Source organism: Streptomyces sulphureus DSM 40104, assembly GCF_000381025.1.
GTDB classification, from domain to species: domain Bacteria; phylum Actinomycetota; class Actinomycetes; order Streptomycetales; family Streptomycetaceae; genus Streptomyces; species Streptomyces sulphureus.
On record NZ_KB905816.1, the window covers coordinates 542831 to 564368 of the forward strand.

Consider the following 21538-nt stretch of genomic DNA (forward strand, 5'->3'; position numbering starts at 1 on the left):
CATTGGGATTGCCACACAGGGCCCCAGAAGGACACACCTGAGAACAGCTCCGGTCGCCACGAGGCTCTCCGGACACACCAAGCGATTGCTCAATAGCCAGCTCGGCAAGAAGCACCGCGCTTCGATCCCAAACCCGCTCAGACTCACATCCGATCGACAACGAAACCCCAGGTCAACGAGTCCTACCCCGCGCTTTCAACGGCGTAGCCGGCAGCTCCGGGGCCTCCAACCGGTCCCCGTCGTACCCATGCACATTGCCGAAGCGATTGTCTGACATCCAGCCCTCGCGGGCTGCTACGATCTCCTCGCCCGACCGCCCGACGAAGTTCCACCACATCACCAGCTTCTCCTCGAAGGGCTCGCCCCCGAGGAGGAGCAGGCTGCTTGCGGCGTCGGCACGGAGGGGGAGTTCGTGTCGGCCGCAGCCGAGGTAGAGCATGGCGCCCGGGGCGAGTCGGACGCCGTCGACCTCGCTGGTGCCCTCCATGGTCAGCGCTGCGTACTCGAAGTCGGGCTGCACGGGCAGACGTGCGTCCGCGCCGGGGTCGAGGGTGAGGTCGGCGCCGACCAGTGGGGTGTGGACGGTGCCGGGTGAGGCGGCGCCGTCGAGTTCGCCGAGGATCAGGGTGCCCGTCACGCCGCCTCCGTGGAAGGTGGGCAGGCCGGGGTGGTGCTCGAAGGTGGGCTCGCGGTGGCGGTAGGCGTCGGGGAGGGCGACCCACAGTTGGGCGCCGTGGAGCCAGCGGGCGTGGGTGCGCGGGGACTCCTCCGAGTGCGAGATGGCGTTGCCCGAGGTCATCAGGCCGAGTTCGCGGGGCTGGATCGTCTGGAGGCTGCCGAGGCTGTCGCGGTGGAGGACGCTCCCCTGGTGGAGCCAGCTAACGGTCTGGAGCCCCATGTGGGGGTGGGGCGGCACCTGCATACCGGGTTCTTCCGCGATGTCGTCGGGGCCGTAGTTGTCGACGAAGCACCACGCGCCGACCATCCGCCGGCCCAGGTTGGGGAGCAGCCGGCGCACGACCGTGGAGCCGCCGAGCGGAACCGTGCGCGGTTGCAGGAGCTCGTGGACGGGGGCGGCCGAGACCTCCTCGCGACCGCCGCAGGTCGTGGGTGAGGGCCTGAGGTCGAGATTGCTCATCGTTGCTCCCAGACTGGTGTCGGACGGCTTCCGGCCCCGTGATCATGGCGTCGGAACCGGCCTCCGACGCGGGGGAATACCCGCTCGGATCGAGGGAATGCCCGTCCGCACGGTCTTGTTCACCGAGCGCCGGACGGCAGCCCACCTTGCGGTCCGGGTCCCAACCTCACCAGGAGAGAGCATGAGCACCATCGAGCTCACCAAGGACAACTTCGAGGAGGTCGTCACCGAGAACGATCTCGTCCTCATCGATTTCTGGGCCGGGTGGTGCGGCCCCTGCCGGTCCTTCGCGCCGGTGTACGAGGCCGCGGCCGACCGCCATCCCGATCTCGCCTTCGCCAAGGTGGACACCGAGGCGGAGCAGGAGCTCGCCGCCGCGTTCGAGGTCCAGTCGATCCCGACGCTGGCGATCATCCGGGAGCGCACGGTGCTCTTCGCCCAGCCGGGCGCGCTCCCCGAGGCGGCGCTGGAGGACCTCATCGGCCAGGCCCGCGCCGTCGACATGGAGGAAGTCAGGCGGAACGTCGAGGAGCAGCAGCAGGGCGGGGAACCGCAGGGCTGACCCGCGACGCAGCAGCCGAACGCGAGGGCCCCGTACCGGAGATCGGTGCGGGGCCCTCGTCGTGCGTCAGGACGCGGGGGCCGTGTGCGAGGGGTGCGGGGCCCGCGGTTCAAGCCGGAAGTCCTGTCGGACGGGGTGTCCCTCGCGCACCTGCACCCGCGCGACAGCGGCAAGACGGTCGGGGGTGCTGGCGATGACGTTGACGATGTGCCCGGCGAGCCCGGCGGCCGCGTACTCGCCGTTGGCGTCGCTCGTCGCCCTGACCATCTCGCGGCCGTGTGTCCGCGTGACGGTGATCGCGACGCCGGGGAGCGGGTTGCCGTGCGGGTCGGTGATCCGGCCGGAGAGCTCGGGGCGCTGCCCGCTGGCGCTGCGTCCGTGGGGCGGGACCGCGCTCGGCTCCGGGAGCTCGAAGGTCGGGTCCTCGACGGGCGCCTCCTGCTCCTCCTCGGCCTTCTCCTCCTCCGACTCCTTGGCGGCGGCGCGCAGTTCCTTCCAGCGTCCGGCGAGCAGGAGCAGCACGCCCGCCACGACCCAGGCGCAGAGGACGAGGGTGTGCCGCCAGACGTTGACGCCGTCGAAGTAGAAGACACCGCGGAGCGCCTCGATGAGGTTGCCCATCGGGAGGATCGGGTGGAGGGCCCTGAAGAAGGCCGGCACCATCTGGACGGGGACGGCGCCGCTGCTCGACGGCATGCTCAGCAGGATGAAGATGCCGAGTGCCACACCGGGGAAGAACTGCTTGCAGAAGGGCACGAGTCCGTACGCGGTGAGTGCGACGGCCTGCGTCATCAGGAAGACGAGCGGGATCGCCAGCGGTTCGTGCGGGATGACGTCCATGCCGTAGCCGGCGACGAAGTAGGCGATGGCACTCATGCACGCGCCGACGGCGGCGAGGCTGGCGATCTTGCCGCGCTTGGAGATCATCGTGACGCGCAGGAGCATCATCACGGTGATGTACGACGGGATGGTGCAGGCGAGGACGAGGTAGAAGAGGCCGGTGCCCGTGGCGTCCCCGGGGGCGGTGCCGGCGACGTCGGTGACCTTCAGCGTGCCCCCGGAGCCCTCGGCGACCGAGGTGAACGTCTTCTCCAGCAGCGACTCCAGCGAGAACCCGTCGGCCTTGGCGACGTAGAGCTCGGAGCCGTCCTGGCCCGGCACGTATCCGGCGGAGGTGTCGCGGTCGAGGACGGCCTGCCGGGCGGCGTCGGCGTCGGCGACCTGGTGGATGTCGAAGGCTCCCGGGCTCTTCTCCTCGAGCGCCTGGTCGAGCTGGTGCGCCGAAGGGCCCGCGACCGCGACGTCCACGTGGTGCGGAGTGGGGTTGTGGAACGGCAGCAGGTAGCAGACGAGGAAGCCGGTGAAGAAGAACGCAGGGAACCAGAGGCCGCTTGCGAGTGCGCGCACCTTCGCGCCGGTCGAGGGCTGCTCGCTCTCGGTCTGCGCTGTCGACTCCGCCATGGAAGGGGTCCGCCTCCTCGGGTGTTGGGGGACGCGTCGGTCGGCGGCCGGCGGGCCCGGCCGGTTCAATGACGCCTGCAATCTTTAGGGACGCTAACAGAAACGTGCAGTACTGCAAAAATGCATTACTGTAGGCACCGTCTCGGGGCCGCCGACGAAGAGGACGGGACCGCCCATGCCCGCGAAGGCGTCGTCCGCAGGGCTGCGGGAGCAGAAGAAGTCGGAGACCCGCAACGCTCTCCGCCGAGCAGCCGTCCGGCTCTACGCCGAGAAGAGTCCGGCCGCGGTGACCGTGCAGGACATCTGCGCAGCCGCCGGCGTCTCCACGCGGACCTTCTTCAACTACTTCGAGACCAAGGACGACGCCGTCTTCGACTGGGACCGGCGGCTGAGCGCGCAGCTCGTCGACGCGTACCTCAAGCGCCCCGCGGCGGAACCCCCCTTCGACGCACTGCGGCGGACGCTGGGCACCGCCGTCCCGCTCCTCGTCGCCGACCCGGGATGGCGCGAGCGCCGGCGCCTGCTGCGCGCGCATCCCGAGCTCGTGCCGAAGCTGCTGCACAGCAACAGCCATATGGCGGAGGTGCTCGCCGAAGCCGTCGCCGAGCGCACCGGCCTGCGGCCCGACGACCTCTACCCGCGGCTCCTCGCGGGGGCCGGACTCACCGCGCTCCGCGCCGCGCTGCGCCGCTGGGACCCGGAGGCGTCCGACGCCGCGCTGCTCGACCTCCTCGACGAGGCGTTCGGGATGCTCGCCACGGGCCTCGCCGACCCCCGCGGCGACTGACGCGACTCTCACGTCCCGCCTCCGGCGAGCACCTCGCGCACGTCGAACTCCACGGGTTCGTCGAGCTGTTCGTACGTGCAGCTCGACGGCTCGCGGTCGGGGCGCCAGCGCAGAAAGCGTGTGGTGTGCCGGAAGCGGCCCTGCTGGGTGTGGTCGTAGGCGACCTCGCAGACGCGCTCGGGGCGCACGGGCTCCCACTCCCTGCTCTTCTCCGCGTTCCAGCGCGTGGGGGCGCCGGGCAGGCGGCGCTGCTCGTGGGCGGATTCGTCCCGCCAGTCCGCCCACGGGTGGCCGGCGAGCGGGACGGCGAGCGGCTCCAGTTCAGCCGTCACCTCGCGCCACTTCGCTGCACCGAACGACGAGCAGACGCCGACGTACTCCAGGGTCTCGCCCGAGCAGAGCCCCAGCAGCAGGGCGCCCGGGCTGCTGCCCTTGCCCCGGCGGAGTCCGCCGACGACGCACTCGGCGGTGCGCTCGTGCTTCACCTTCGCCATGGCGCGCTCACCGGGACGGTAGGGGCCGTCGGGGGGTTTGGCGACCACGCCGTCGAGCCCGGCGCCCTCGAAGCGGTCGAACCAGCGCCTGGCGAGGTCGAGTCGGTCGGTTGCGGGGGCGAGGAAGAGCGGCGGTGCGACGTCGTGGAGGGCCTCGGTGAGGAGGCGTCTGCGCTCGTGCTGGGGGAGGTCGAGCGCGGAGGTGTCCCCCACGGCGAGGAGGTCGAAGACGACGAGGGCTGCCGGCTGCTCCTCGGCGAGGCGGCGTACGCGGGAGGCCGCCGGGTGGATGCGCTCGGAGAGGGCGTCGAAGTCGAGTCGCGGGCCGCGGGCGACGACGATCTCGCCGTCGAGGACGCAGCGCGGTGGGAGCTGCTCGGTGCACTCGGCGACGAGTTCGGGGAAGTAGCGCGTGAGGGACTTGCCCGTGCGGCTGCCGAGCTCCACTTCGCGGCCGTCGCGGAAGACGAGCGCCCGGAAGCCGTCCCACTTCGCCTCGTACTGCATGCCGGGCGGGATGCGGGCGACGGCCTTGGCGAGCATCGGTTTCAGCGGAGGCATCACCGGCAGGTCCACACCGCGATTCTGCGGTCCCGAGCCGCCTCCCGCGCGCCGGAGGCGTCCGTCCGCGCGCACGTCCCCGGGTGCGCGGGGGCGATCCGCGCCACCATGGGGGCATGTTGCTCGCCGAGATCGCCCGCACGTCGCGCGAGGTCGCCGAGGCGGCGGCCCGTTCGGTGAAGACGGAGCTTCTTGCGCGTCTCTTCCGGGAGACGGCCCCGGAGGAGGCGCCGCTCGTCGTCACCTACCTCGCAGGACGACTGCCGCAGCGCCGCACCGGCGTCGGCTGGAGCTCGCTGCGCGAGCTGCCGCCACCGGCCTCGGAGGCGCGGCTCACCGTCGCAGGGACGGACGGCGCCCTCGACGCCGTGGCCGCCGTCTCGGGGAAGGGCGCGCAGGCCGAACGGGCGCGCCTCGTCGCTGAGTTGATGGGCCGGGCGACCGCGGAGGAGCAGTGGTTCCTCGTACGGCTGCTCACCGGCGAGCTGCGCCAGGGCGCGCTCGACGCGCTCGCCGTCGAGGGGCTGGCGGCGGCCGGCGGGGCGGAGCCGGGCGAGGTGCGGCGGGCCGTGATGCTCGGCGGTTCGCTCGGTGCCGTCGCCCGGCGGCTGCTCGCCGAAGGGCGGGCCGTGCTGCCGGAGTTCGGTCTGGAGGTGGGGCGCCCCGTGCTGCCGATGCTGGCGCAGCCGGCGGACGGCGTCGAGGAGGCGGTGGCGCGGCTGGGCGCGTGCGCCGTGGAGGAGAAGCTCGACGGCATCCGGGTGCAGGTCCACAAGGACGGCGACGACGTGCGCGTCTACACCCGCACGCTCGACGAGATCACCGACCGGCTGCCCGAGGTGGTCGAGGCGGCCGGGGAGGTCGCGGCCGAGCGCGTCGTGCTCGACGGCGAGGTGATCGCACTGGACGCGGAGAGCGGCAGGCCGCGGCCCTTCCAGGAGACGTCGGGGCGCGTCGGGTCGCGTCTGGACGTCCCCGCGGCAGGCGCCGCGCTTCCCGTCTCGCCGGTCTTCTTCGATGTACTCGCGCTCGGCGACCGGGAGTTGATCGACCTGACCGCCGCGGAGCGCCACCGGGCGCTCCGCGACGTGGTGCCGGAGCGCCTCCGGGTGCGGCGGCTGGAGCTGCCCGACGCGCCCGAAGCGGCCGTGCGCGCAAGGGAGTTCGTCGACGACGTGCTGGAGCGCGGCCACGAGGGCGTCGTCGTCAAGGCGCTCGACTCGACCTACTCGGCGGGCCGGCGCGGCGCCTCCTGGCTGAAGGCGAAGCCGGTGCACACGCTCGACCTGGTGGTGCTGGGCGCCGAGTGGGGACACGGCAGACGCTCCGGCACCCTCTCCAACCTGCATCTGGGCGCCCTCGCCGAGGACGGTTCCTTCGTGATGCTCGGCAAGACCTTCAAGGGGCTGACCGACGCGCTCCTCGCCTGGCAGACGGAGCGCTTGCAGGCGTCGGCCGTCGAAGAGCACCGATGGGGGGTGCGGGTGCGGCCCGAACTCGTCGTGGAGATCGCCTTCGACGGGGTGCAGCGATCGACCCGCTACCCGGCGGGCGTGACGCTGCGGTTCGCGAGGGTGCTGCGGTACCGCGATGACAAGCGCGCCGAGGACGCCGACACGGTGGCGAGCGTACGGGCGCTGCTGAGGTGATCCGCTGGGCAACGCGCCGCCGGCTCAGGGGAGTTCGTCCCGGATGCGGCGGGCCGTCTCGGCTGCCGCTGCCTCGTCGGGGTAGCGGGAGCGCGGCCAGAAGAAGCCGCGCAGGCCGTCCTTGGGGTTCCGGGGGACGACGTGGAAGTGCAGGTGCGGGACGGACTGGCTGACGCGGTTGTTCGCCGCGACGAACGAACCCGCGGAGCCCGTCCCCCGCTGGACGGCGCCTGCGACCGCCTGCACCCGGGCGAAGTAGCCGGGGAGCGCGCTCGCCGGCAGGTCGGTGAGCGTCTCCACGTGCACGGGGGGCACGACGAGCGTGTGTCCGAAGAAGAGGGGACGACGGTCGAGGAAGGCGACGGCGTCCGCGTCGCGCTGGACCAGGTGGGCCTCGGCGCGGCCGGCGACGATCTCGCAGAAAGGGCACTCCACGGGGCCCAGTCAACCGCGTCGGCGGGCGGCACGCACGCGGCGGGCCGCCCGCCCGGCGGCGTCAGTTGAGCGTGTCCGGGTCGGGTCCGACGCGCTCGCCCGTCTCCAGCGCGGTGAGCGCCTGCACCTCCGAGTCCTCCAGCCGGAAGTCGAGGACGTCGAGGTTCTCCGCCATCCTGGAGGGCGTCACCGACTTGGGGATCGCCACGTTGCCGAGTTCGAGCTGCCAGCGGAGCACCGTCTGCGCCGGGGTCTTGCCGTGCGACTCCGCGATGCGCCGCACCAGCGGGTCGTCGAGGACGCCGTTGTTCCGCCCGAGCGGCGACCATGCCTCGGTGGCGATGCCGTGCTCGGCGTGGAAGGCGCGCAGCGCGTCCTGCTGGAGCCGCGGGTGCAGCTCGATCTGGTTGACGGCGGGGACGATGTCGGTCTCCTCGAGGAGCCGCCTGAGGTGCTGCGTCTGGAAGTTGGAGACGCCGATCGCCTTGGCGCGGCCCTGCCGCTGGATCTCCTCGAAGGCGCGCCAGGTCTCGACGTACGCGTCCTTCGCGGGCGCCGGCCAGTGGATCAGGTAGAGGTCGACGTAGTCGAGGCCGAGGTTGGCGAGCGAGGTGTCGAAGGCGCGGAGCGCCGTGTCGTAGCCCTGCTCGGTGTTCCACAGCTTGGTGGTGACGAAGAGTTCCTTGCGGGGGATGCCGGAGGCGGCGACGGCGCGGCCCGTGCCCTCCTCGTTGGCGTAGAGCGCAGCCGTGTCGATGCTGCGGTAGCCGAGTTCGAGGGCCTTGCCGACCGCGGTGGCGGCCTCGTCGTCCGGCACCTGGTAGACGCCGAAGCCGAGCTGCGGCATCTTCGTGCCGTTGTTGAGCGTGAGGGCGGGGACGCTGGTCACGATGGAAACCTCATGGTGCTTACGGTGATCGGCTTTCCCCGCCATTCACGCACACTTCGCGCCGGACCGCCCACGCGGGCCCTTCAGTCCCCGGCGGAGGCCCGCGCGACGGCGCGCTCGACACCGTCGAGGAGAAGGCCGACACCGTGGGCGAAGTCGGCCGCCGCGTCGTCCTGGGGACCGACTTCGCCCGGAGCCCCGGCCGGCTGCTCCAGCTCGCCGGAGCGGAGGAGGGCGGTGAGCGCGGGAAAGCGTTCGGCGTCGGTGACGCGGCGGAGCATGTCGGTGTACCAGCCCATCATGGTGCGGTCCGCGTTCTCTTCAGCGGGTTCGCCGCCGGATGCGCCGGGGCGACCGGCTGCCGCCGCGATGTCCGCCATGACGCGCACCTGCCCCCGTACGTAGGCGTCGAGGACGGTGAGGACGGCGAGCCGCTCGCCCTGGTCGAGCGGTGTGCCGCCGAGGCGGCGGAGGCCCTGTTCCATCCATGCGACGCCGTTGGGGCCGAGCGGAGGGGACTCGACGGGGATGCGCAGCGTCCACGGGCGCCGGACCGCGACCTCGCGGAGGCCCCACGCCCACGCCTCCAGCCTCTCGCGCCATCCGCCGCTCGCCGGCTCCTCGGGCGGAGGCCCGGCGGCCGCGTCGTGCATGAGCAGGTACAGGTCCTGCTTGGCGGCGACGTAACGGTACAGGGCCATCGTCGAGGCGCCGACCTCCTTCGCGACACGTCCCATGGAGACGGCGGCGAGCCCTTCGGCGTCCGCGACAGCGACGGCGGCCGCCACGATCCGCTCGACGCTCAGCCCGGGCACCGGGCCCTTGGGCCTGCGGGGCTGCAACCCCCAGGCGGCCGCCACTCCGCGGGGCAACTCCCCCTGGTCGTGCATCACTTCGCTCCCTTCGCTGGACGGAACAGCCAGCGATGTGTATAGCATACGCGGTAATGCGTAAGGCATACGCAATGACGTGTGCGCCCTACGCGGTAATGGGGGCGCAGAAGGGAACCGCATGCACACGCAGCAGTTGGCGGTGGAGGCCGAAGGGCTCCACCGCAGTTTCGGCGCGGTAGAGGTGCTCGGCGGAGTCGACCTCGCAGTGCCGCGCGGCAGCGTCTTCGCGCTGCTGGGACCGAACGGCGCAGGGAAGACGACGACCGTCCGCATCCTCGCCACACTCTCCGCGGCCGACTCCGGCCGCGCCCGCGTCGCCGGGCTCGACGTCCGCTCCCAACGCTCCGCGGTACGGCGGCTGATCAGCCTGACGGGGCAGTACGCGGCCGTCGACGAGGCGCAGACCGGCGAGGAGAACCTGTGCACCGTCGCCCGGCTGCGGGGCTACCGCGGTCGGGCGGCGCGGCGGCGGGCGGCCGAACTGCTGGAGGAGTTCGGGCTCGCCGAGGCGGGCGGCCGCCGCGTGGCGACGTACTCGGGCGGCATGCGGCGCCGCCTCGACCTGGCGGCCGGGCTCGTGACGCGGCCCGAGGTCGCCTTCCTCGACGAGCCGACGACGGGGCTCGACCCGCGCAGCCGCCGGGACCTGTGGGAGCTCGTGGAGGCGCTGGCGCAGGACCCGAAGCATCCCGTGACCGTCTTCCTCACCACCCAGTACCTGGAGGAGGCCGACCGGCTCGCCGACCGTGTCGCGCTGCTCGACGGGGGCCGTATAGCGGCGTCCGGGACGCCGGAGGAGCTGAAGGCCCGAGTCGGCGGCGCCCGGTTGGAGTTGACGCTGCGCGATGCGGACGCCTACGCCGACGCACTGCTCCGCCTGGGAGAACGCACACGGGAGGTGGACCCGGGCGCCCTTACCGTCGCCGTGCCGACCGACGGCAGCGGGCCGCAAGTCCGCGGCCTGCTCGACGAGTTGGACCCGGAGCGCACCGAGGTGGCCCGGTTCGCCGTGCGCACCGCCACCCTCGACGACGTCTTCCTGAGCCTCACCGGCGGCGCCGCACCGGCCGCCGGCGCTCTCGCAGCAGAGGAGCACGCCCGTGTCTGAGCTCGCACCCCCGCGCGGCGGACTCCTCGCCGACACCGCAGCCCTCGCGGCACGCTCCACCAGGATCAGCACCCGCAACCCGGACGCGGTGCTCGTCTCGCTGCTTCTGCCGGTGCTGCTGATGATCGTCTTCGTCCACCTCTTCGGCGGGGCGATCAACACCGGTACCGAGTACGTCACGTACGTCGCCCCCGCGGTCCTCGTGCTCTGCGCGGGGTACGGGGCGTCGATGACCGCGCAGAGCGTCACCTCCGACATGGCGCAGGGCGTCGTGGACCGCTTCCGCTCGATGGACGTCGGCGCTGTGCCCTTCCTCGGCGGGCACGTCGCGGCGAGCGCGGCGCGCAACACGGTGGCCGTGCTGGTCGTCGTGGTCGCCGCGGCGCTGATGGGCTTCCGGGCCGCGGGGAGCCCGCTCGGCTGGCTCGGGGCCGCGGGGCTGCTGCTCGCCTGGATCGTGGCGCTCTCCTGGCTCGCCGCCTGCGTCGGTCTCGTCGCCAGGTCCGCGGAAGGGGCGGGCGGGTACGGGTTCTTCCTGCTCTTCCTCCCCTACCCGTCGAGCGGCTTCGTGCCGATCGAGACGATGCCGGGGTGGCTGCGCGGGTTCGCCGAGCACCAGCCGGTGACGCCGCTCATCGAGAGCGTGCGCGCGCTGCTGCTCGGGGAACCGGCGGGCGGGGCCGCGTGGCGGACGCTCGCCTGGTGCTGCGGGATACTCGTCTGCTCGGTGGCGCTCAGCGGTGTCCTTTTCCGTCGGCGGAGCCGCTGAAGGGGACCCCCAACGCGCCAGGGAGAGCGACGCGTTGGGGGCGTGCGAGGAGCCGCCGTGCGGCTAGGGAACCACGACGGCGCGGCCCTGCACCTCGCCGTCGTGGAGGCGCTGGTAGGCGTGGGGCGCCTCGTCGAGCGAGTACCGCTCGACATGGATGCTGAGGGTCCCCTGACGGGCGAACTCCAGGACCTCGGCGAGCTCGGCGCGGCTGCCCCAGTACGGCGACCGCACGGTCGTCTCGTACGGCAGCGTGCCGAAGCCGACGGAGAGGGCACCGCCCGCGATGCCCACGACCGTCACGTCGCCCGCGATGCCGACGCACCGGCCGGCGAGCGCGGTGGTGGGCGGGGCGCCGACGAAGTCGAGTACCACCTCGGCGCCTTCGCCACCCGTGAGTTCCATGATCTTCCCCGCGGCGTCCTCGTCGGAGAGGAACGCCTCGTGCGCGCCGACGGACAGGGCGAGGTCGAGCTTCTTCTCCGCGATGTCGAGCGCGACCACACGCGTCGCCGTCATCGCGCGCAGCAACTGGATACCGACGTGCCCCAGGCCGCCGGCGCCGATGACCACCGTGGTGCTTCCGGCGACGAGCTTGTCGAGCGAGAGCTTGATCGCGTGGTACGGGGTGAGTCCTGCGTCGGTGAGCGGGGCCGTCGTCACCGGGTCGAGGTCGCCGATCGGGACGCAGTGCCGCGCGTCGTCGACGATGAGGTACTCGGCCATCGCCCCCGGCGCGCCGAGGCCGGGCGGGAAGATGTGCAACTCCCCTGCGCGCAGGCAGTAGTTCTCCCTGCCCTGCGCGCACATGCGGCAGACGCCGCACCCCCAGGGCCCGTAGACGGCGACGTGCTCGCCGACACTCAGCCCCGTGGCGCCTTCGCCGAGCGCCTCGACCCGGCCGACGCCCTCGTGTCCGAGGGTGAGCGGCAGCGGGAACCCCAACTGGTCCTCGGTGAAGCTCATCACGGCGACGTCGGAGTGGCAGGCGCCGGCGGCGAGCACCTTCAACAGCACCTGGCCCGGGCCGGGTCGGGGATCGGGGACGGTGACCACGGTGGGCGCAGCTCCGATGCTGGGGTACTGGAGAGCCTTCATCTTCCTGCCTTTCTCGCGGTGTCGGGCGCCCGTCAGGCGGCGTCGCGGTCCCCCTCCTCACGCGCCGCTCCCGCCGACGGCCGCGGACGGCCGGCGGAGAGCGTGAGTTCGCCGTCCTCCGCGTCGACGACGACGGTGTCGCCTGCGACCGCCTCGTCCGCGAGGAGCATCGAGGCGACGCGGTTGTCGAGTTCGGTCCGGACGGTGCGGCGGAGCGGGCGGGCGCCGAACTCAGGCCGGTGTCCGTGGGCGACGAGTGTGCGCTTCGCCGCGTCGGTCACCTCCAGCAGGATCTCCTGGGCCCGGAGCCGCCTGCGGCTCAGCTCCAGCATCCGATCGACGATGCCGGCGAGGTCCTCCTCGTCGAGCGCGTGGAAGAGCACCGTCTCGTCGACGCGGTTGAGGAACTCCGGCGGGAAGCGGGAGTTGAGTTCCTCGAAGAGCCGGTCCCTGATCTCCTCGACGCTGCCGTGGCGGGCGAGGAGGAGTTGGGAGCCGATGTTGCTCGTCATGATGACGACGGTGTGGCGGAAGTCGACGGTGCGGCCCTGCGCATCGGTGAGGCGGCCGTCGTCGAGCACCTGGAGGAGCGTGTTGAAGACGTCCGGGTGTGCCTTCTCCACCTCGTCGAAGAGGACGACGCTGTACGGCTGCCTGCGGACCCTCTCCGTGAGCTGCCCGGCCTCCTCGTGCCCGACGTACCCGGGCGGGGCGCCGACGAGCCGGGCGACCGTGTGCTTCTCCTGGAACTCGCTCATGTCGAAGCGGACGAGTCTGCTCTCGTCCGCGAAGAGCAACTCCGCGAGCGCCTTGGCGAGTTCGGTCTTCCCCACGCCCGTCGGGCCGAGGAAGAGGAAGGAACCGACCGGGCGGTCCGGGTCGCCCATCCCCGCCCGGTTGCGGCGCACCGCCTCGGAGACGGCGGTGACCGCCTCGTCCTGGCCGACGACGCGGTCGTGGAGCTCCCGCTCCAGCTTCAGCAGCCGCTCCTTCTCGCTCTCGGTGAGCTGCGCGACGGGGATGCCGGTGCGCCGCGACAGCACGTCGGCGACGTCGGCGGGCTCCACCGACATCACGCCCTCCCTGCGCTCCTCGACGCCGGCGAGCTCCCCCTCCACCTCGGCGATCTGCTCCTTGAGCGTGCCCGCACGCTCGAAGTCCTCGGCCGCCACCGCCTCGTCCTTCTCCCGGCGCAGCTTCGCCAACCTGTCCTCCCTGCCGACCACTTCGGTGGAGCGGCCCCTCGCCCGCAGCCTGACCCTGGCGCCCGCCGTGTCCATCAGGTCGATCGCCTTGTCCGGCAGGAAGCGGTCAGGGAGGTACCGCTCGGAGAGCTCCGCCGCGGCGCGCAGCGCGTCGTCGCCGAAGCGCACCTGGTGGTGGGCCTCGTAGGAGTCGCGGAGGCCCTCCAGGATCTGCACGGTCTCCTCGACGGTCGGCTCGGGGACGAGCACCGGCTGGAACCGGCGCTCCAGCGCCGCGTCCTGCTCGACGTGCTTGCGGTAGTCGTCCATCGTCGTGGCGCCGACCACGTGCAACTCGCCGCGGGCGAGGGCCGGTTTGAGGATGTCGGCGGCGTCCATCGAGCCGTCTCCTCCCGAGCCCGCGCCGACGACGGTGTGGAGTTCGTCGACGAAGAGGACCAGCGACTCGCTGTCGGCCTTCACCTCGTCGATGACGTTCTTCAGGCGCTCCTCGAACTCGCCGCGGTACTTCGAGCCTGCGACGAGCCCGGTGAGATCGAGAGCGACGACGCGCTTTCCCTGGAGCGTCCGGGGGACGTCGTCGGAGACGATCCGCTGCGCGAGGCCCTCGACGATCGCCGTCTTGCCGACGCCCGGCTCACCGATGAGGACGGGGTTGTTCTTGGTACGCCGGGAGAGGACCTCGACGGTCTGCTCCACCTCCTCGCCCCGGCCGACGACGACGTCGAGCCGGCCGGCACGCGCCTCCTGGGTGAGGTCGCGTCCGTAAGCGTCGAGGGTGGGTGTGCGGCTCGGTGGGCCGCCCGCCTCCGTCGGATCGCCGCCGGCCGCCGAGGCCGCCTCGCTGCGGAGGCGGTCGGCTGCGGTGCCGTGGCTGTCCAAGAGGCGCCTGGCACCGGAGTCGCGGTCGTCGAGCAGGGCGGCAAGGAGGTGCTCGGGGCCGATGTAGGAGACGCCGGCGGTCTGCGACCGCGCGTGCGCCGCGATGAGGACGCGCTTCGCGGCCGGGGTGAGGCCGGGCTCGGCCGAGGGCGTACCGCTCTCGCCCGGCAGCGCTTCCGCGACGGTGCGGGCGAGCGCGTCGGGGTCGGCGCCCGCCTGCGCGAGGAGTCCGCGCGCCGGCTCGACCTGGGTGCACGCCCAGAGCAGGTGCTCGGTGTCGAGGTCGGCACTGCCGTCCTGCTGTGCACGGCCGGACGCCTGGGCGATCAACTCCCGGGCCGAGTCGGTGAGGAGGCGCCCGATCGGTACGCGCTGCACGGCGGGGGGCGAGGAGGGAGGCGCGGTACCGAAGAACCGGTTCAGCAGGTCCGAGAAGGGGTCGGCGGCGCCGAACCCGCCGAGGGAGGACGTCGTCATGGGGGCACTCCTGTGGGGTGCGGCCGCGGCCGGGCGGTGTCACCCCTGGGGTTCGAGGAAGGTGAGCATCTCGTCCGCGTGCTCCTCCTCCTTGGCGAGGATCGATTCGAGCACCCTGCGGGTCGTCGGGTCGGCGGCACCGATCCAGTTGATCATCTCGGTGTAGGAGGCGATGGCCACGCGCTCGGCGACCAGGTTCTCCCTGATCATCTGCTTGAGGTCGTCCGCCGTCCGGTACTCGGAGTGCGCCCTGCCCGTGAGCTGCGAGGGGTCGAGCAGCGGGCTTCCGCCGAGCTGCACGATGCGGTTGGAGAGCCGGTCCGCGTGCTCCTGCTCCTCGTTGGAGTGCGCCAGGAACTCACTCGCGACGGGCTCCGAGTCGAGCCCCTTCGCCGTGAAGTAGTGCTGCCGGTACCGCAGGACGCAAACGGTCTCCGTGGCGAGGGCCGTGTTGAGGAGTTCGACGACACGGTCGACGTCGGTGCCGTACGACGCGGTGACGGGGCCGCTCATCATGTTCCGGCGAGCCCGGTCCCGGAGCGTGTCGACGTCGGTGAGGAAATCGGTCATGTCACGTCCCCTTTCGGGCGCTCCTGGGCACCTCTCGGCTCCACTAGAGCAGCACCCCGAATGTCCCGCAAAGGGAGTACCTGCCGCCTCCCGCCCCACGCGCCGGCGCCCCCACGGGGTGCGGCAGGGGCGCGCTTCTCCCGGCTGGCGCCCCGCACCACGCGCCCCGGCAGCGGTGTGCGACCGGCGGGCCGAGCAGAGGGAGGTGGCGCGTGGGAAGTGAGCGGCGCGAGTGCACCGGGCGGGCACGAGAGGGTGAGCGCGCCCGCCTCCCGACGAGCGCCGCTTGTACGCGGAGGCGCGACGGCGCGGGGCCGGCACCGCAGCGCACTCCCGTTCATCGTATGACAAGTCGCGACTCGCCTTTCACCTCCGCCACCCCTGGGAACTCCTCTCCCCAGCAAGGGACTTGGACTTCAGCAGGCGAGACGAGAGCGGCCGCCGCGGCGGAACGCTCGTCGGGATAGGGGTCGTTGCGGTGCTGAGCGTGGAGCGGCTGCTCGCAGACTGCGTACGGGACTCACGTACGCTCCGGCTGGGCACGGTGCCCGTCTCCCCCGCGGAGCCGGGGTACGGAGAGGCGCGGCGCGCTTTCCTCTCGGCCGGCCTCGCCGCCCTCCGCAACGAGCAGTACGGGGCCCGCTGGGTCCAGCTCAACCTCAGTCCGGCCCCCGGGCGCCTCCCCGAGCTCTACGCGGCCCTCGCCGCCTCGGCGCGTGCGCTCCTCGCCGACGGCAGGGCGCGCTCGTTCTACTTCATGCACAAGGAGCCCGGCCTGCGCGTCCGCTTCGAAGCCGGGGAGTGCTCCGCTGCCGTCCTCCGCAAGGAGGTCGAACAGCGGCTCCCCGAGGGCCCGTTGGCGCTCCAGCCCGTGTCGGTGCGGTACGAGCCCGAGGCGTACCTCTTCGGCGGCCCGCAGTCGATGCCGTACGTCCACCGCCTCTTCACCGCCGACTCGCTCGCCTGGCTCGACCACCACGGCCGATGTCCCGGACCGCCCGTGCTCAGCACCTGGCGGCTCTCGCTGCTCCTGCTGCGGGAGGCGTTCGACGGCCTGGGGATCGTCGGCTGGGAGCACCGCGGCGTGTGGGAAGCCGTCCAGCACGAGACGGGACGCACCGCGGCGTCCGTCCCCGAGGCCGATCAGGAGCGGCACGGCCGCGCACTCGCCGGCATCACCGGCTACTGGCGCCTCCCGCGCCGGCAGGCGCTCGCGGAGCTCCCCGAAGAGGAACGCGCTCCGCTGGAGGCGCAGTTGGACGCCGCGCACGAGGCGGGCGAGGAGTGGCGGAAGGGGTACTTCGAGGCGGGTTCCGCCGCCGTCGGGCCGCGTCTGGCCGCCGCGTTCCACACGATCTTCCTCTGGAACCGGGGCAGGCTCGCCCTCTCGACGCAGCGGCTCCTCACCGAGGCGCTCGCCTGGGACGCACCGGGCGGCGTTCCCCGTGCGAGCACGGCGGACTCCGGAGGTCTCCGGTGAACGCCGAGGCGGCCCTGCGGGAGGACGCCCGATGTCCCCGCCCGGCGCCCCCTGCTGCCGAAGCACAGAAGCGCGCGGCGCCGGAGGAGACCACGGAGCAGCCCGCTGCGCGGCTCGGAGCCACCGCACTGGTCAGGGCGGCGGGCCTCCCCGTCTCGGCCTGGTGCTCAGGAGGCAACCCGGACCTCTTCGACGCGGCAGCCTCCCTGGCGAAGCTGCGCACCGCGCTCGGCGCACGCGCGGCCGAACTGGGCGAACTGCTCGGCGAGCAGGCCGTGCCCGACGACCGTCTCGGCACCGAGGAGCGACGCGCCGTCCTCGCCCTCCGTCGCCGCCTGCACGCGGGCTCGCCGCCCGGAGACCTGCGCACCGCCCGCCTGCTGGAGCGCACCCACCCCGAACTCGCCTGCTTCCTCGAGGCGTTGGAGCGTGACCATGCGCAACTCGTGCGTGCGGTTGCGGAGTGGGAGTCCCGGGTGACTGCGGAGCGCGAGCGTGTCGGGCTCCTCGGCCTGGAGCTCGTGCGCACGTACCCCGCACTGCGTGAGCTGGTCGACGGCGCCTCACCCTACGTCGTACCGGAGTTGGAACGGCGCTCGGCAGCCGGCGAGGACTGGCGCGGCAAGAGGCTGCGCAAGGCGAGCGGCTACGTCTGGCGGGCCGTGGCCCGTGCCGCCGCGAAGACCACACCCCGTGGTTGGGCGGGCCAGCTCGCAGCGGCACCCGTCGCCGAGGAAGCGGGGGCCGGGGCGGCACCGGCGCTCCTGCCGCCCGGCGTACGTCTGGGCGCCGTCGCGGCCGAGGCCGTGCACAACCTCCACCTTGCGGCGACCGACGCTTCCGCCACCGACCTGCACCACGCACCGGGTTCGACGCTGCTCGCCATGGCCGCCCTGCACACGGCCCCACCCGCGGAGCACGGCGAGGCGCCGCTCCTCCACTGCGGGGTCGTCGACGCGGAGGACCGCACGAGGCTGCGGCACGTCGCCGTCCGCCGCACCGGCGCCGTCGAGATGGTCAGGGCCGTGCTCGCCGAAGGGCCCAAGCAGCTCGACGAGTTGGTCGGCGCGCTCACGGGCGGCGCGGAGGGCGAGCGCACCGCGGTCGCCCGCGGGCTCCTCGACCACCTGCGCCGCCTCGGCGTGCTCCAGGTCTGCGCCCCGCCCGCGGCGAGGCGGCTGCCCTGGACGCAGGCGGCGGAGGCCCGCACCTGGTCGCGGGCTCCGCAGCTCGCCGAGGGCGCCCCGGGCGCGTGGTTCCTCGACTCGCACCGGCAGCTCGACGGCTCCCTCCCCGCGGCAGCGGCCGACCGGGTCTGGCGCGGCCTGCGCACGGCGACCCGGCTGGCGGCACTGCGAGACGCCGACGGCAGCGCGCGGAGGGTTCTTCTCCTGCCCGAGGCGGCCGAGTTGGGCACCGCACCGCGCCGCCTGGGCGACATCGTCACGGAACGGCTCCTCGCCGAGGCCGACAAGCAGCACCGTCCCGAACCGCAGAGACTGCCCCGCTACCGCGGCTGGCGCCCGCCGGAGGAGCCCGACTCCGGCTACGCCGCGCTCCTCGCCCACCTGGCGTCCCGGCTCGACGAACCCCACGTCGACCTCGACGCCCGCCTCCTCGACTCCCTCGGCGCACCGGACGCCGAACGGGCGTTGCCTGCCTGGCCGTTGGACTGCCTGCTGCGGCCGCTCCCGGCCCCGGGACCGGTCGCCGTCCTGGAGACGGCGTCCCCCGCCGCCATGCTCGACGCCAGGTTCGTCGGCGCCCTGCGGAACTTCCACGGCGGCTACTCCAACGCCGACGCGTACCGGGAGTTCCTCGCCGCCGTCGAGCGCGAGACGGGCGCGCGCTTCGTGGAGCTGCTCGTCCCGCCGCTCGCCGAGCACGCGGCCAACGCAGTGCGCCGCCCCGCTGCCGCCGCGTGGTGCACCGGCGACCCCAACTCGGCCCCGCACTACGGCAGTACGGCCGACTCCCCGCACCCTCCGCCCCTCCCCCACCTCGCGCTCGACGACATCACGCTGCGCAGGTCGGGCGACCGCCTCGTCGCCGAGTCCCGCGGGCGGCGCCTGCTGCCGATGCACCACGCGACGCGTACGCCGCTGCCGCCCTGGGACACGGTCCTGCGCCTGCTCACCTCGGCGGGACACCCCGAAGGTGCACGGATCGTCCAACTCGACGGCCTGCTGGGGGCGTTCCCCGGAGCACGCCGGGTGCCGCGGCTCACCGTCGAGGGCGAGCTCGTCGTCAGCCCCGCGCAGTGGCGCCTGCCGGGGACGCTGCCGTGGCGGCCGTCGGACGGCGACGCGGCAAAGGTGACCGCGCTGGCGGAGCTCCGCGCGGACGCCGGCCTGCCACGGTTCGGCTACGTGCGCACCTCGCCCGGCGGCAAGCCGCTGCCGGTCGACCTGGCGGCGCTGCCCTCGCTGCATCTGCTGGAGCGAGTCTGCGGCCAAGAGGGGCCCGAAGAGCTGCTCTTCGAGGAGGCGCTGCCGGCGCCCGGCGCCCACCTGCTCCGCGACGCGCTGCACGACGGAGCCGCCGTCGCCGCCGGCGTGCTGCTCCGCCTGCCGCACCGCACCCCGCCGGCTGAGCTCGCCGCGCGCGCCGCCGCCCGCCTCCCCGCAGCCGACTGCACACACCAGCAGGTCGGATGAGGAGCCCCGCATGCGTACACGACCGACGTACCGGCGTCCGGCAGACGACCGACCGGGTTCGGCCCGAGGCATCCCCGAGGGACCACTGCCGAGGCACTCCGCGAGAGAGGACCCACCATGCCCCCGACGATCGGGACGGCCGAACTCGACGCCCTCATCGAGGAGCTGGACGCCCGCATCACCGAGACCGACCTCACCGAGGGCAGCGCGGACACGTACGAGTGCAGCGGCGCCTGCACGGTCATGGTCTGCACCGTCATCGTCTGCTGATCCCGCAGGACACCGTTCCGTCCAGCCGACGGCGCACTCGGCGCCGTACCGGAACGGCGTCCCCGAGGAGAGCCGGGCCGGCGAGGACCGCCCGCCGGCCCGGTGCTCCTCGGCGCGAGCCGGCCCGAGGCCGAAGAGGCCCCGTGCACCCCGAACCTCCCGCCGGGCGACCGCCGGGCGAGGAGCCGAGAAGAACCGCAGAGAAAGGGACATCCATGCCCGCAACGATCGAAGCAACCGACCTCGACGCCCTCATCGAGGACCTCGACGCACGCATCACCGAGACCGACCTCACCGAGGGCGGCGGTGGCGACAGCAGCGGATGCAGCGGCGTCTGCACCATCGTGGTCTGCACCGTCATCGTCTGCTGAACCTCGCCGTCACGCCCTGCGACGGCCTTGCGCCACCGGGGCCGGACGCTCGAACGAGCGTCCCTTCCGTCCGGGCGCGGCGGGCACGTCGCCGTCCGGCAGCCCAGTAGGTCCTTCCAGCGAAAGGAACACCCATGCCCGCAACGATCGAAGCAACCGACCTCGACGCCCTCATCGAGGACCTCGACGCACGCATCACCGAGACCGACCTCACCGAGGGCGGCGGTGGCGACAGCAGCGGATGCAGCGGCGTCTGCACCGTCCTGATCTGCACGGTGATCGTCTGCTGAACCGCCGTCGGCCCCTAGCGGGTTGACGTCAGACAACGGGGCACCGGCGCCACCGGCACGGTGCGCCCCGCGGTCGCCGAGCCGCCCGGCCGCAATCCGGGCGGCTCTCCCGCGGCCCCCGCCGACGGCCGGTGTGCGCGCCTCGGTCGACGGCGCCGCCTCGGCCCCCACCGCAGGGGTCCGTCAGTCGAGCACTCTGCAGCAGGGAGACCGGATGCCGCGCCGCAGCGAGACGCAGCAGCCCCACGACCGAGGTCCCACCGACACCCACGCGCTCACCCGACTCACCAGCTTCACGGTGCAGATGCTCGAGGAGTGGACGGAACGCACGCACACCGGCGCCGTGCCCGACCCGGCGCCCGGCGATCCCGGCATCCCCGTGCTGTGCGCCGCACTTGCCTCGCTACCGGCGGTCGGAGAACCCTCGCACGCACGCCGCACCGCGGACGCCGTAGCGCGCGCGACGGCGCTCTGGGCGCGCACGGCCGGAGCCGGGCGCCGCCACCCGGGGCTCTACGACGGCGGCCTCGCCGGCACCCTCGTCGGCCTGCGGCTCGGCTCCACCGTCCAGCCCGCGCTGCGCCGCGCCGCCGACCGCCTCGACGCCGGGCTCCTGCGCTCGGCCACCGACCGGGCACCGACCCCAGGACGCGTCACCTTCCCGGACTACGACCTGGTGCTCGGCCCCAGCGGCACCCTCCTCGCCCTCTGCGCGGGGACAGAACCGAACCGCCCCGGACTCGCCCCGTACATCGACACGTTGACCTCCCTCTGCACAGCCGACGACCTCGCTGCCCTGCGCACCGCGTACGCCGGGCACCGCCACCTCGGCTGGCTCGACGGCCGCGTCAACACCGGCATGGCACACGGCGCCGCCGGGGTGGCAGCCGCGCTCACCGCCTCCGTCCGGCGATGCGGCCGCACCGCGGAGCAGGAGCACGCCCTGCGGACCCTCTGCGAGTGGCTGCGCCGCCAGTCCTTCACGGATGCGCTGGGGGTGCGCAGTTGGGACGGCGCCGGGCTCGACGCACCGCCAGCTCCCGGCGCGCGCGCCCGGCAGGCGTGGTGCTACGGCACGCCGGGCATCTCGTGGGCGCTGTGGGACGCGTCCGAAGCGCTCGGCGACCAGGCCGGCGCGGAGTGGGCGGCAGAGGCGTTCACCTCGCTCGCCGACCGGTACGACGAGGCGTTCCACCTCTTCGGCGAGGCGCCCGACGACCTGCTGGGACTCTGCCACGGGGCGTGCGGCGTCCTCGCCGTCGCCGACGCCTTCCACCGGCACGCCCGCCTCCCCGCGGCGACCGCCCTCCGCGCCCGCCTCCTCTCCAGCGTCCTCGACGGCCTCCCCGACGTGGCCGAACTCGCCCGTGCGCACATGACGTTGCTCGGCGGAGCCGGCGGCGTCCTCACCGCACTGCTGACGACAGCCGCGGGCGCGTCCCGGGCCTGGCTCCCGTGCGTGGGGCTGCGGTGAGTGAAAAAGAGACCAGGA

Annotated in this window: 20 protein-coding genes; 11 read left to right on the top strand and 9 right to left on the bottom strand. The window is 73.2% G+C overall.

Annotated elements, in window-relative coordinates; genetic code table 11:
• Nucleotides 1–172: 172 nt before the first annotated feature.
• Nucleotides 173–1138 carry a pirin family protein gene (locus tag F603_RS0114355; protein ID WP_019546705.1) on the bottom strand — a complete coding sequence of 322 codons (966 nt, stop codon included), beginning with the start codon at nt 1136–1138 and terminating at the stop codon, nt 173–175.
• Between the two features lie 181 nt (nt 1139–1319).
• On the opposite strand from F603_RS0114355, the gene trxA reads away from it, so the two are divergent.
• Nucleotides 1320–1700 carry a thioredoxin gene (trxA, locus tag F603_RS0114360; protein ID WP_016907870.1) on the top strand — a complete coding sequence of 127 codons (381 nt, stop codon included), beginning with the start codon at nt 1320–1322 and terminating at the stop codon, nt 1698–1700.
• Between the two features lie 66 nt (nt 1701–1766).
• On the opposite strand, the gene F603_RS0114365 is transcribed toward trxA, so the two are convergent.
• The gene (locus F603_RS0114365) at nt 1767–3161 is read right to left on the bottom strand and encodes a carboxypeptidase regulatory-like domain-containing protein (protein WP_019546706.1); all 1395 of its coding nucleotides are present in this window, start codon (nt 3159–3161) and stop codon (nt 1767–1769) included.
• Nucleotides 3162–3336: 175 nt separating this feature from the next.
• Here F603_RS0114365 and F603_RS0114370 point away from each other — a divergent pair, with 175 nt between their 5' ends.
• A complete protein-coding gene (locus F603_RS0114370) occupies nt 3337–3948 on the top strand; it encodes an acyl-CoA-like ligand-binding transcription factor (RefSeq protein WP_019546707.1) in 612 nt (203 codons plus the stop codon).
• An 8-nt stretch (nt 3949–3956) separates the two neighbouring features.
• Here the strand turns inward: F603_RS0114370 and F603_RS0114375 are convergent, their stop codons facing one another.
• Nucleotides 3957–5018, bottom strand: coding sequence for an ATP-dependent DNA ligase (locus tag F603_RS0114375; protein WP_019546708.1), 1062 nt, complete (start codon nt 5016–5018; stop codon nt 3957–3959).
• A gap of 101 nt (nt 5019–5119) precedes the next feature.
• On the opposite strand from F603_RS0114375, the gene F603_RS0114380 reads away from it, so the two are divergent.
• Entirely contained in the window at nt 5120–6652 is a 1533-nt protein-coding gene (locus F603_RS0114380; RefSeq protein WP_019546709.1) for an ATP-dependent DNA ligase, read from the top strand.
• A gap of 24 nt (nt 6653–6676) precedes the next feature.
• Here F603_RS0114380 and F603_RS0114385 read toward each other — a convergent pair whose 3' ends face one another.
• From F603_RS0114385 to F603_RS0114395, 3 genes are all read right to left on the bottom strand, one after another.
• Nucleotides 6677–7087: an HIT family protein gene (locus tag F603_RS0114385; protein ID WP_019546710.1), complete on the bottom strand. Its 411-nt coding sequence runs from the start codon at nt 7085–7087 to the stop codon at nt 6677–6679.
• Between the two features lie 61 nt (nt 7088–7148).
• Nucleotides 7149–7976 carry an aldo/keto reductase gene (locus F603_RS0114390; protein WP_019546711.1) on the bottom strand — a complete coding sequence of 276 codons (828 nt, stop codon included), beginning with the start codon at nt 7974–7976 and terminating at the stop codon, nt 7149–7151.
• 83 nt (nt 7977–8059) lie between these two features.
• Nucleotides 8060–8866 (bottom strand): TetR/AcrR family transcriptional regulator C-terminal domain-containing protein, encoded by an 807-nt coding sequence (locus F603_RS0114395; protein ID WP_019546712.1) that lies wholly within the window; start codon nt 8864–8866, stop codon nt 8060–8062.
• 121 nt (nt 8867–8987) lie between these two features.
• Here F603_RS0114395 and F603_RS0114400 point away from each other — a divergent pair, with 121 nt between their 5' ends.
• A complete protein-coding gene (locus tag F603_RS0114400; RefSeq protein ID WP_019546713.1) occupies nt 8988–9977 on the top strand; it encodes an ATP-binding cassette domain-containing protein in 990 nt (329 codons plus the stop codon).
• On the top strand, nt 9970–10746 hold the full coding sequence (locus F603_RS0114405) for an ABC transporter permease (protein WP_019546714.1): 777 nt from the start codon (nt 9970–9972) through the stop codon (nt 10744–10746). The genes F603_RS0114400 and F603_RS0114405 overlap by 8 nt, the downstream gene beginning before the upstream one ends.
• A gap of 63 nt (nt 10747–10809) precedes the next feature.
• Here F603_RS0114405 and F603_RS0114410 read toward each other — a convergent pair whose 3' ends face one another.
• From F603_RS0114410 to F603_RS0114420, 3 genes are read right to left on the bottom strand one after another with little or no spacing between them, the layout of a single operon-like run.
• Complete coding sequence (locus F603_RS0114410; RefSeq protein WP_019546715.1) at nt 10810–11844, bottom strand: NAD(P)-dependent alcohol dehydrogenase; 1035 nt, start codon at nt 11842–11844, stop codon at nt 10810–10812.
• 32 nt (nt 11845–11876) lie between these two features.
• On the bottom strand, nt 11877–14408 hold the full coding sequence (locus F603_RS32200; protein ID WP_019546716.1) for an ATP-dependent Clp protease ATP-binding subunit: 2532 nt from the start codon (nt 14406–14408) through the stop codon (nt 11877–11879).
• 39 nt (nt 14409–14447) lie between these two features.
• Nucleotides 14448–14978: a ferritin-like domain-containing protein gene (locus F603_RS0114420; protein WP_019546717.1), complete on the bottom strand. Its 531-nt coding sequence runs from the start codon at nt 14976–14978 to the stop codon at nt 14448–14450.
• Nucleotides 14979–15387: 409 nt separating this feature from the next.
• Between F603_RS0114420 and F603_RS0114425 the strand changes: the two genes are divergently transcribed.
• The 6 genes from F603_RS0114425 (at nt 15388) to F603_RS0114450 (ending at nt 21520) form a co-directional block, all read left to right on the top strand.
• A complete protein-coding gene (locus F603_RS0114425) occupies nt 15388–16458 on the top strand; it encodes a thiopeptide-type bacteriocin biosynthesis protein (RefSeq protein ID WP_245600775.1) in 1071 nt (356 codons plus the stop codon).
• Nucleotides 16455–19115 carry a lantibiotic dehydratase gene (locus F603_RS0114430; RefSeq protein WP_019546719.1) on the top strand — a complete coding sequence of 887 codons (2661 nt, stop codon included), beginning with the start codon at nt 16455–16457 and terminating at the stop codon, nt 19113–19115. Before F603_RS0114425 ends, F603_RS0114430 begins: the two co-directional genes overlap by 4 nt.
• Before the next feature lie 117 nt (nt 19116–19232).
• Nucleotides 19233–19385: a hypothetical protein gene (locus tag F603_RS35365; RefSeq protein ID WP_019546720.1), complete on the top strand. Its 153-nt coding sequence runs from the start codon at nt 19233–19235 to the stop codon at nt 19383–19385.
• Between the two features lie 215 nt (nt 19386–19600).
• Nucleotides 19601–19756 carry a hypothetical protein gene (locus F603_RS35370; protein WP_019546721.1) on the top strand — a complete coding sequence of 52 codons (156 nt, stop codon included), beginning with the start codon at nt 19601–19603 and terminating at the stop codon, nt 19754–19756.
• Between the two features lie 134 nt (nt 19757–19890).
• Nucleotides 19891–20046: a hypothetical protein gene (locus F603_RS35375; RefSeq protein WP_019546722.1), complete on the top strand. Its 156-nt coding sequence runs from the start codon at nt 19891–19893 to the stop codon at nt 20044–20046.
• A 214-nt stretch (nt 20047–20260) separates the two neighbouring features.
• Nucleotides 20261–21520: a lanthionine synthetase LanC family protein gene (locus F603_RS0114450; protein WP_019546723.1), complete on the top strand. Its 1260-nt coding sequence runs from the start codon at nt 20261–20263 to the stop codon at nt 21518–21520.
• Nucleotides 21521–21538: the final 18 nt, after the last annotated feature.

What these genes read in the sequence shown, in the direction of transcription:
- F603_RS0114355 (WP_019546705.1), bottom strand. Translation starts at nt 1,138, where the DNA reads ATGAGCAATCTCGACCTCAGGCCCTCACCCACGACCTGCGGCGGTCGC.
- trxA (WP_016907870.1), top strand. Translation starts at nt 1,320, where the DNA reads ATGAGCACCATCGAGCTCACCAAGGACAACTTCGAGGAGGTCGTCACC.
- F603_RS0114365 (WP_019546706.1), bottom strand. Translation starts at nt 3,161, where the DNA reads ATGGCGGAGTCGACAGCGCAGACCGAGAGCGAGCAGCCCTCGACCGGC.
- F603_RS0114370 (WP_019546707.1), top strand. Translation starts at nt 3,337, where the DNA reads ATGCCCGCGAAGGCGTCGTCCGCAGGGCTGCGGGAGCAGAAGAAGTCG.
- F603_RS0114380 (WP_019546709.1), top strand. Translation starts at nt 5,120, where the DNA reads ATGTTGCTCGCCGAGATCGCCCGCACGTCGCGCGAGGTCGCCGAGGCG.
- F603_RS0114395 (WP_019546712.1), bottom strand. Translation starts at nt 8,866, where the DNA reads ATGCACGACCAGGGGGAGTTGCCCCGCGGAGTGGCGGCCGCCTGGGGG.
- F603_RS0114400 (WP_019546713.1), top strand. Translation starts at nt 8,988, where the DNA reads ATGCACACGCAGCAGTTGGCGGTGGAGGCCGAAGGGCTCCACCGCAGT.
- F603_RS0114410 (WP_019546715.1), bottom strand. Translation starts at nt 11,844, where the DNA reads ATGAAGGCTCTCCAGTACCCCAGCATCGGAGCTGCGCCCACCGTGGTC.
- F603_RS32200 (WP_019546716.1), bottom strand. Translation starts at nt 14,408, where the DNA reads ATGACGACGTCCTCCCTCGGCGGGTTCGGCGCCGCCGACCCCTTCTCG.
- F603_RS0114420 (WP_019546717.1), bottom strand. Translation starts at nt 14,978, where the DNA reads ATGACCGATTTCCTCACCGACGTCGACACGCTCCGGGACCGGGCTCGC.
- F603_RS35365 (WP_019546720.1), top strand. Translation starts at nt 19,233, where the DNA reads ATGCCCCCGACGATCGGGACGGCCGAACTCGACGCCCTCATCGAGGAG.
- F603_RS35370 (WP_019546721.1), top strand. Translation starts at nt 19,601, where the DNA reads ATGCCCGCAACGATCGAAGCAACCGACCTCGACGCCCTCATCGAGGAC.
- F603_RS35375 (WP_019546722.1), top strand. Translation starts at nt 19,891, where the DNA reads ATGCCCGCAACGATCGAAGCAACCGACCTCGACGCCCTCATCGAGGAC.
- F603_RS0114450 (WP_019546723.1), top strand. Translation starts at nt 20,261, where the DNA reads ATGCCGCGCCGCAGCGAGACGCAGCAGCCCCACGACCGAGGTCCCACC.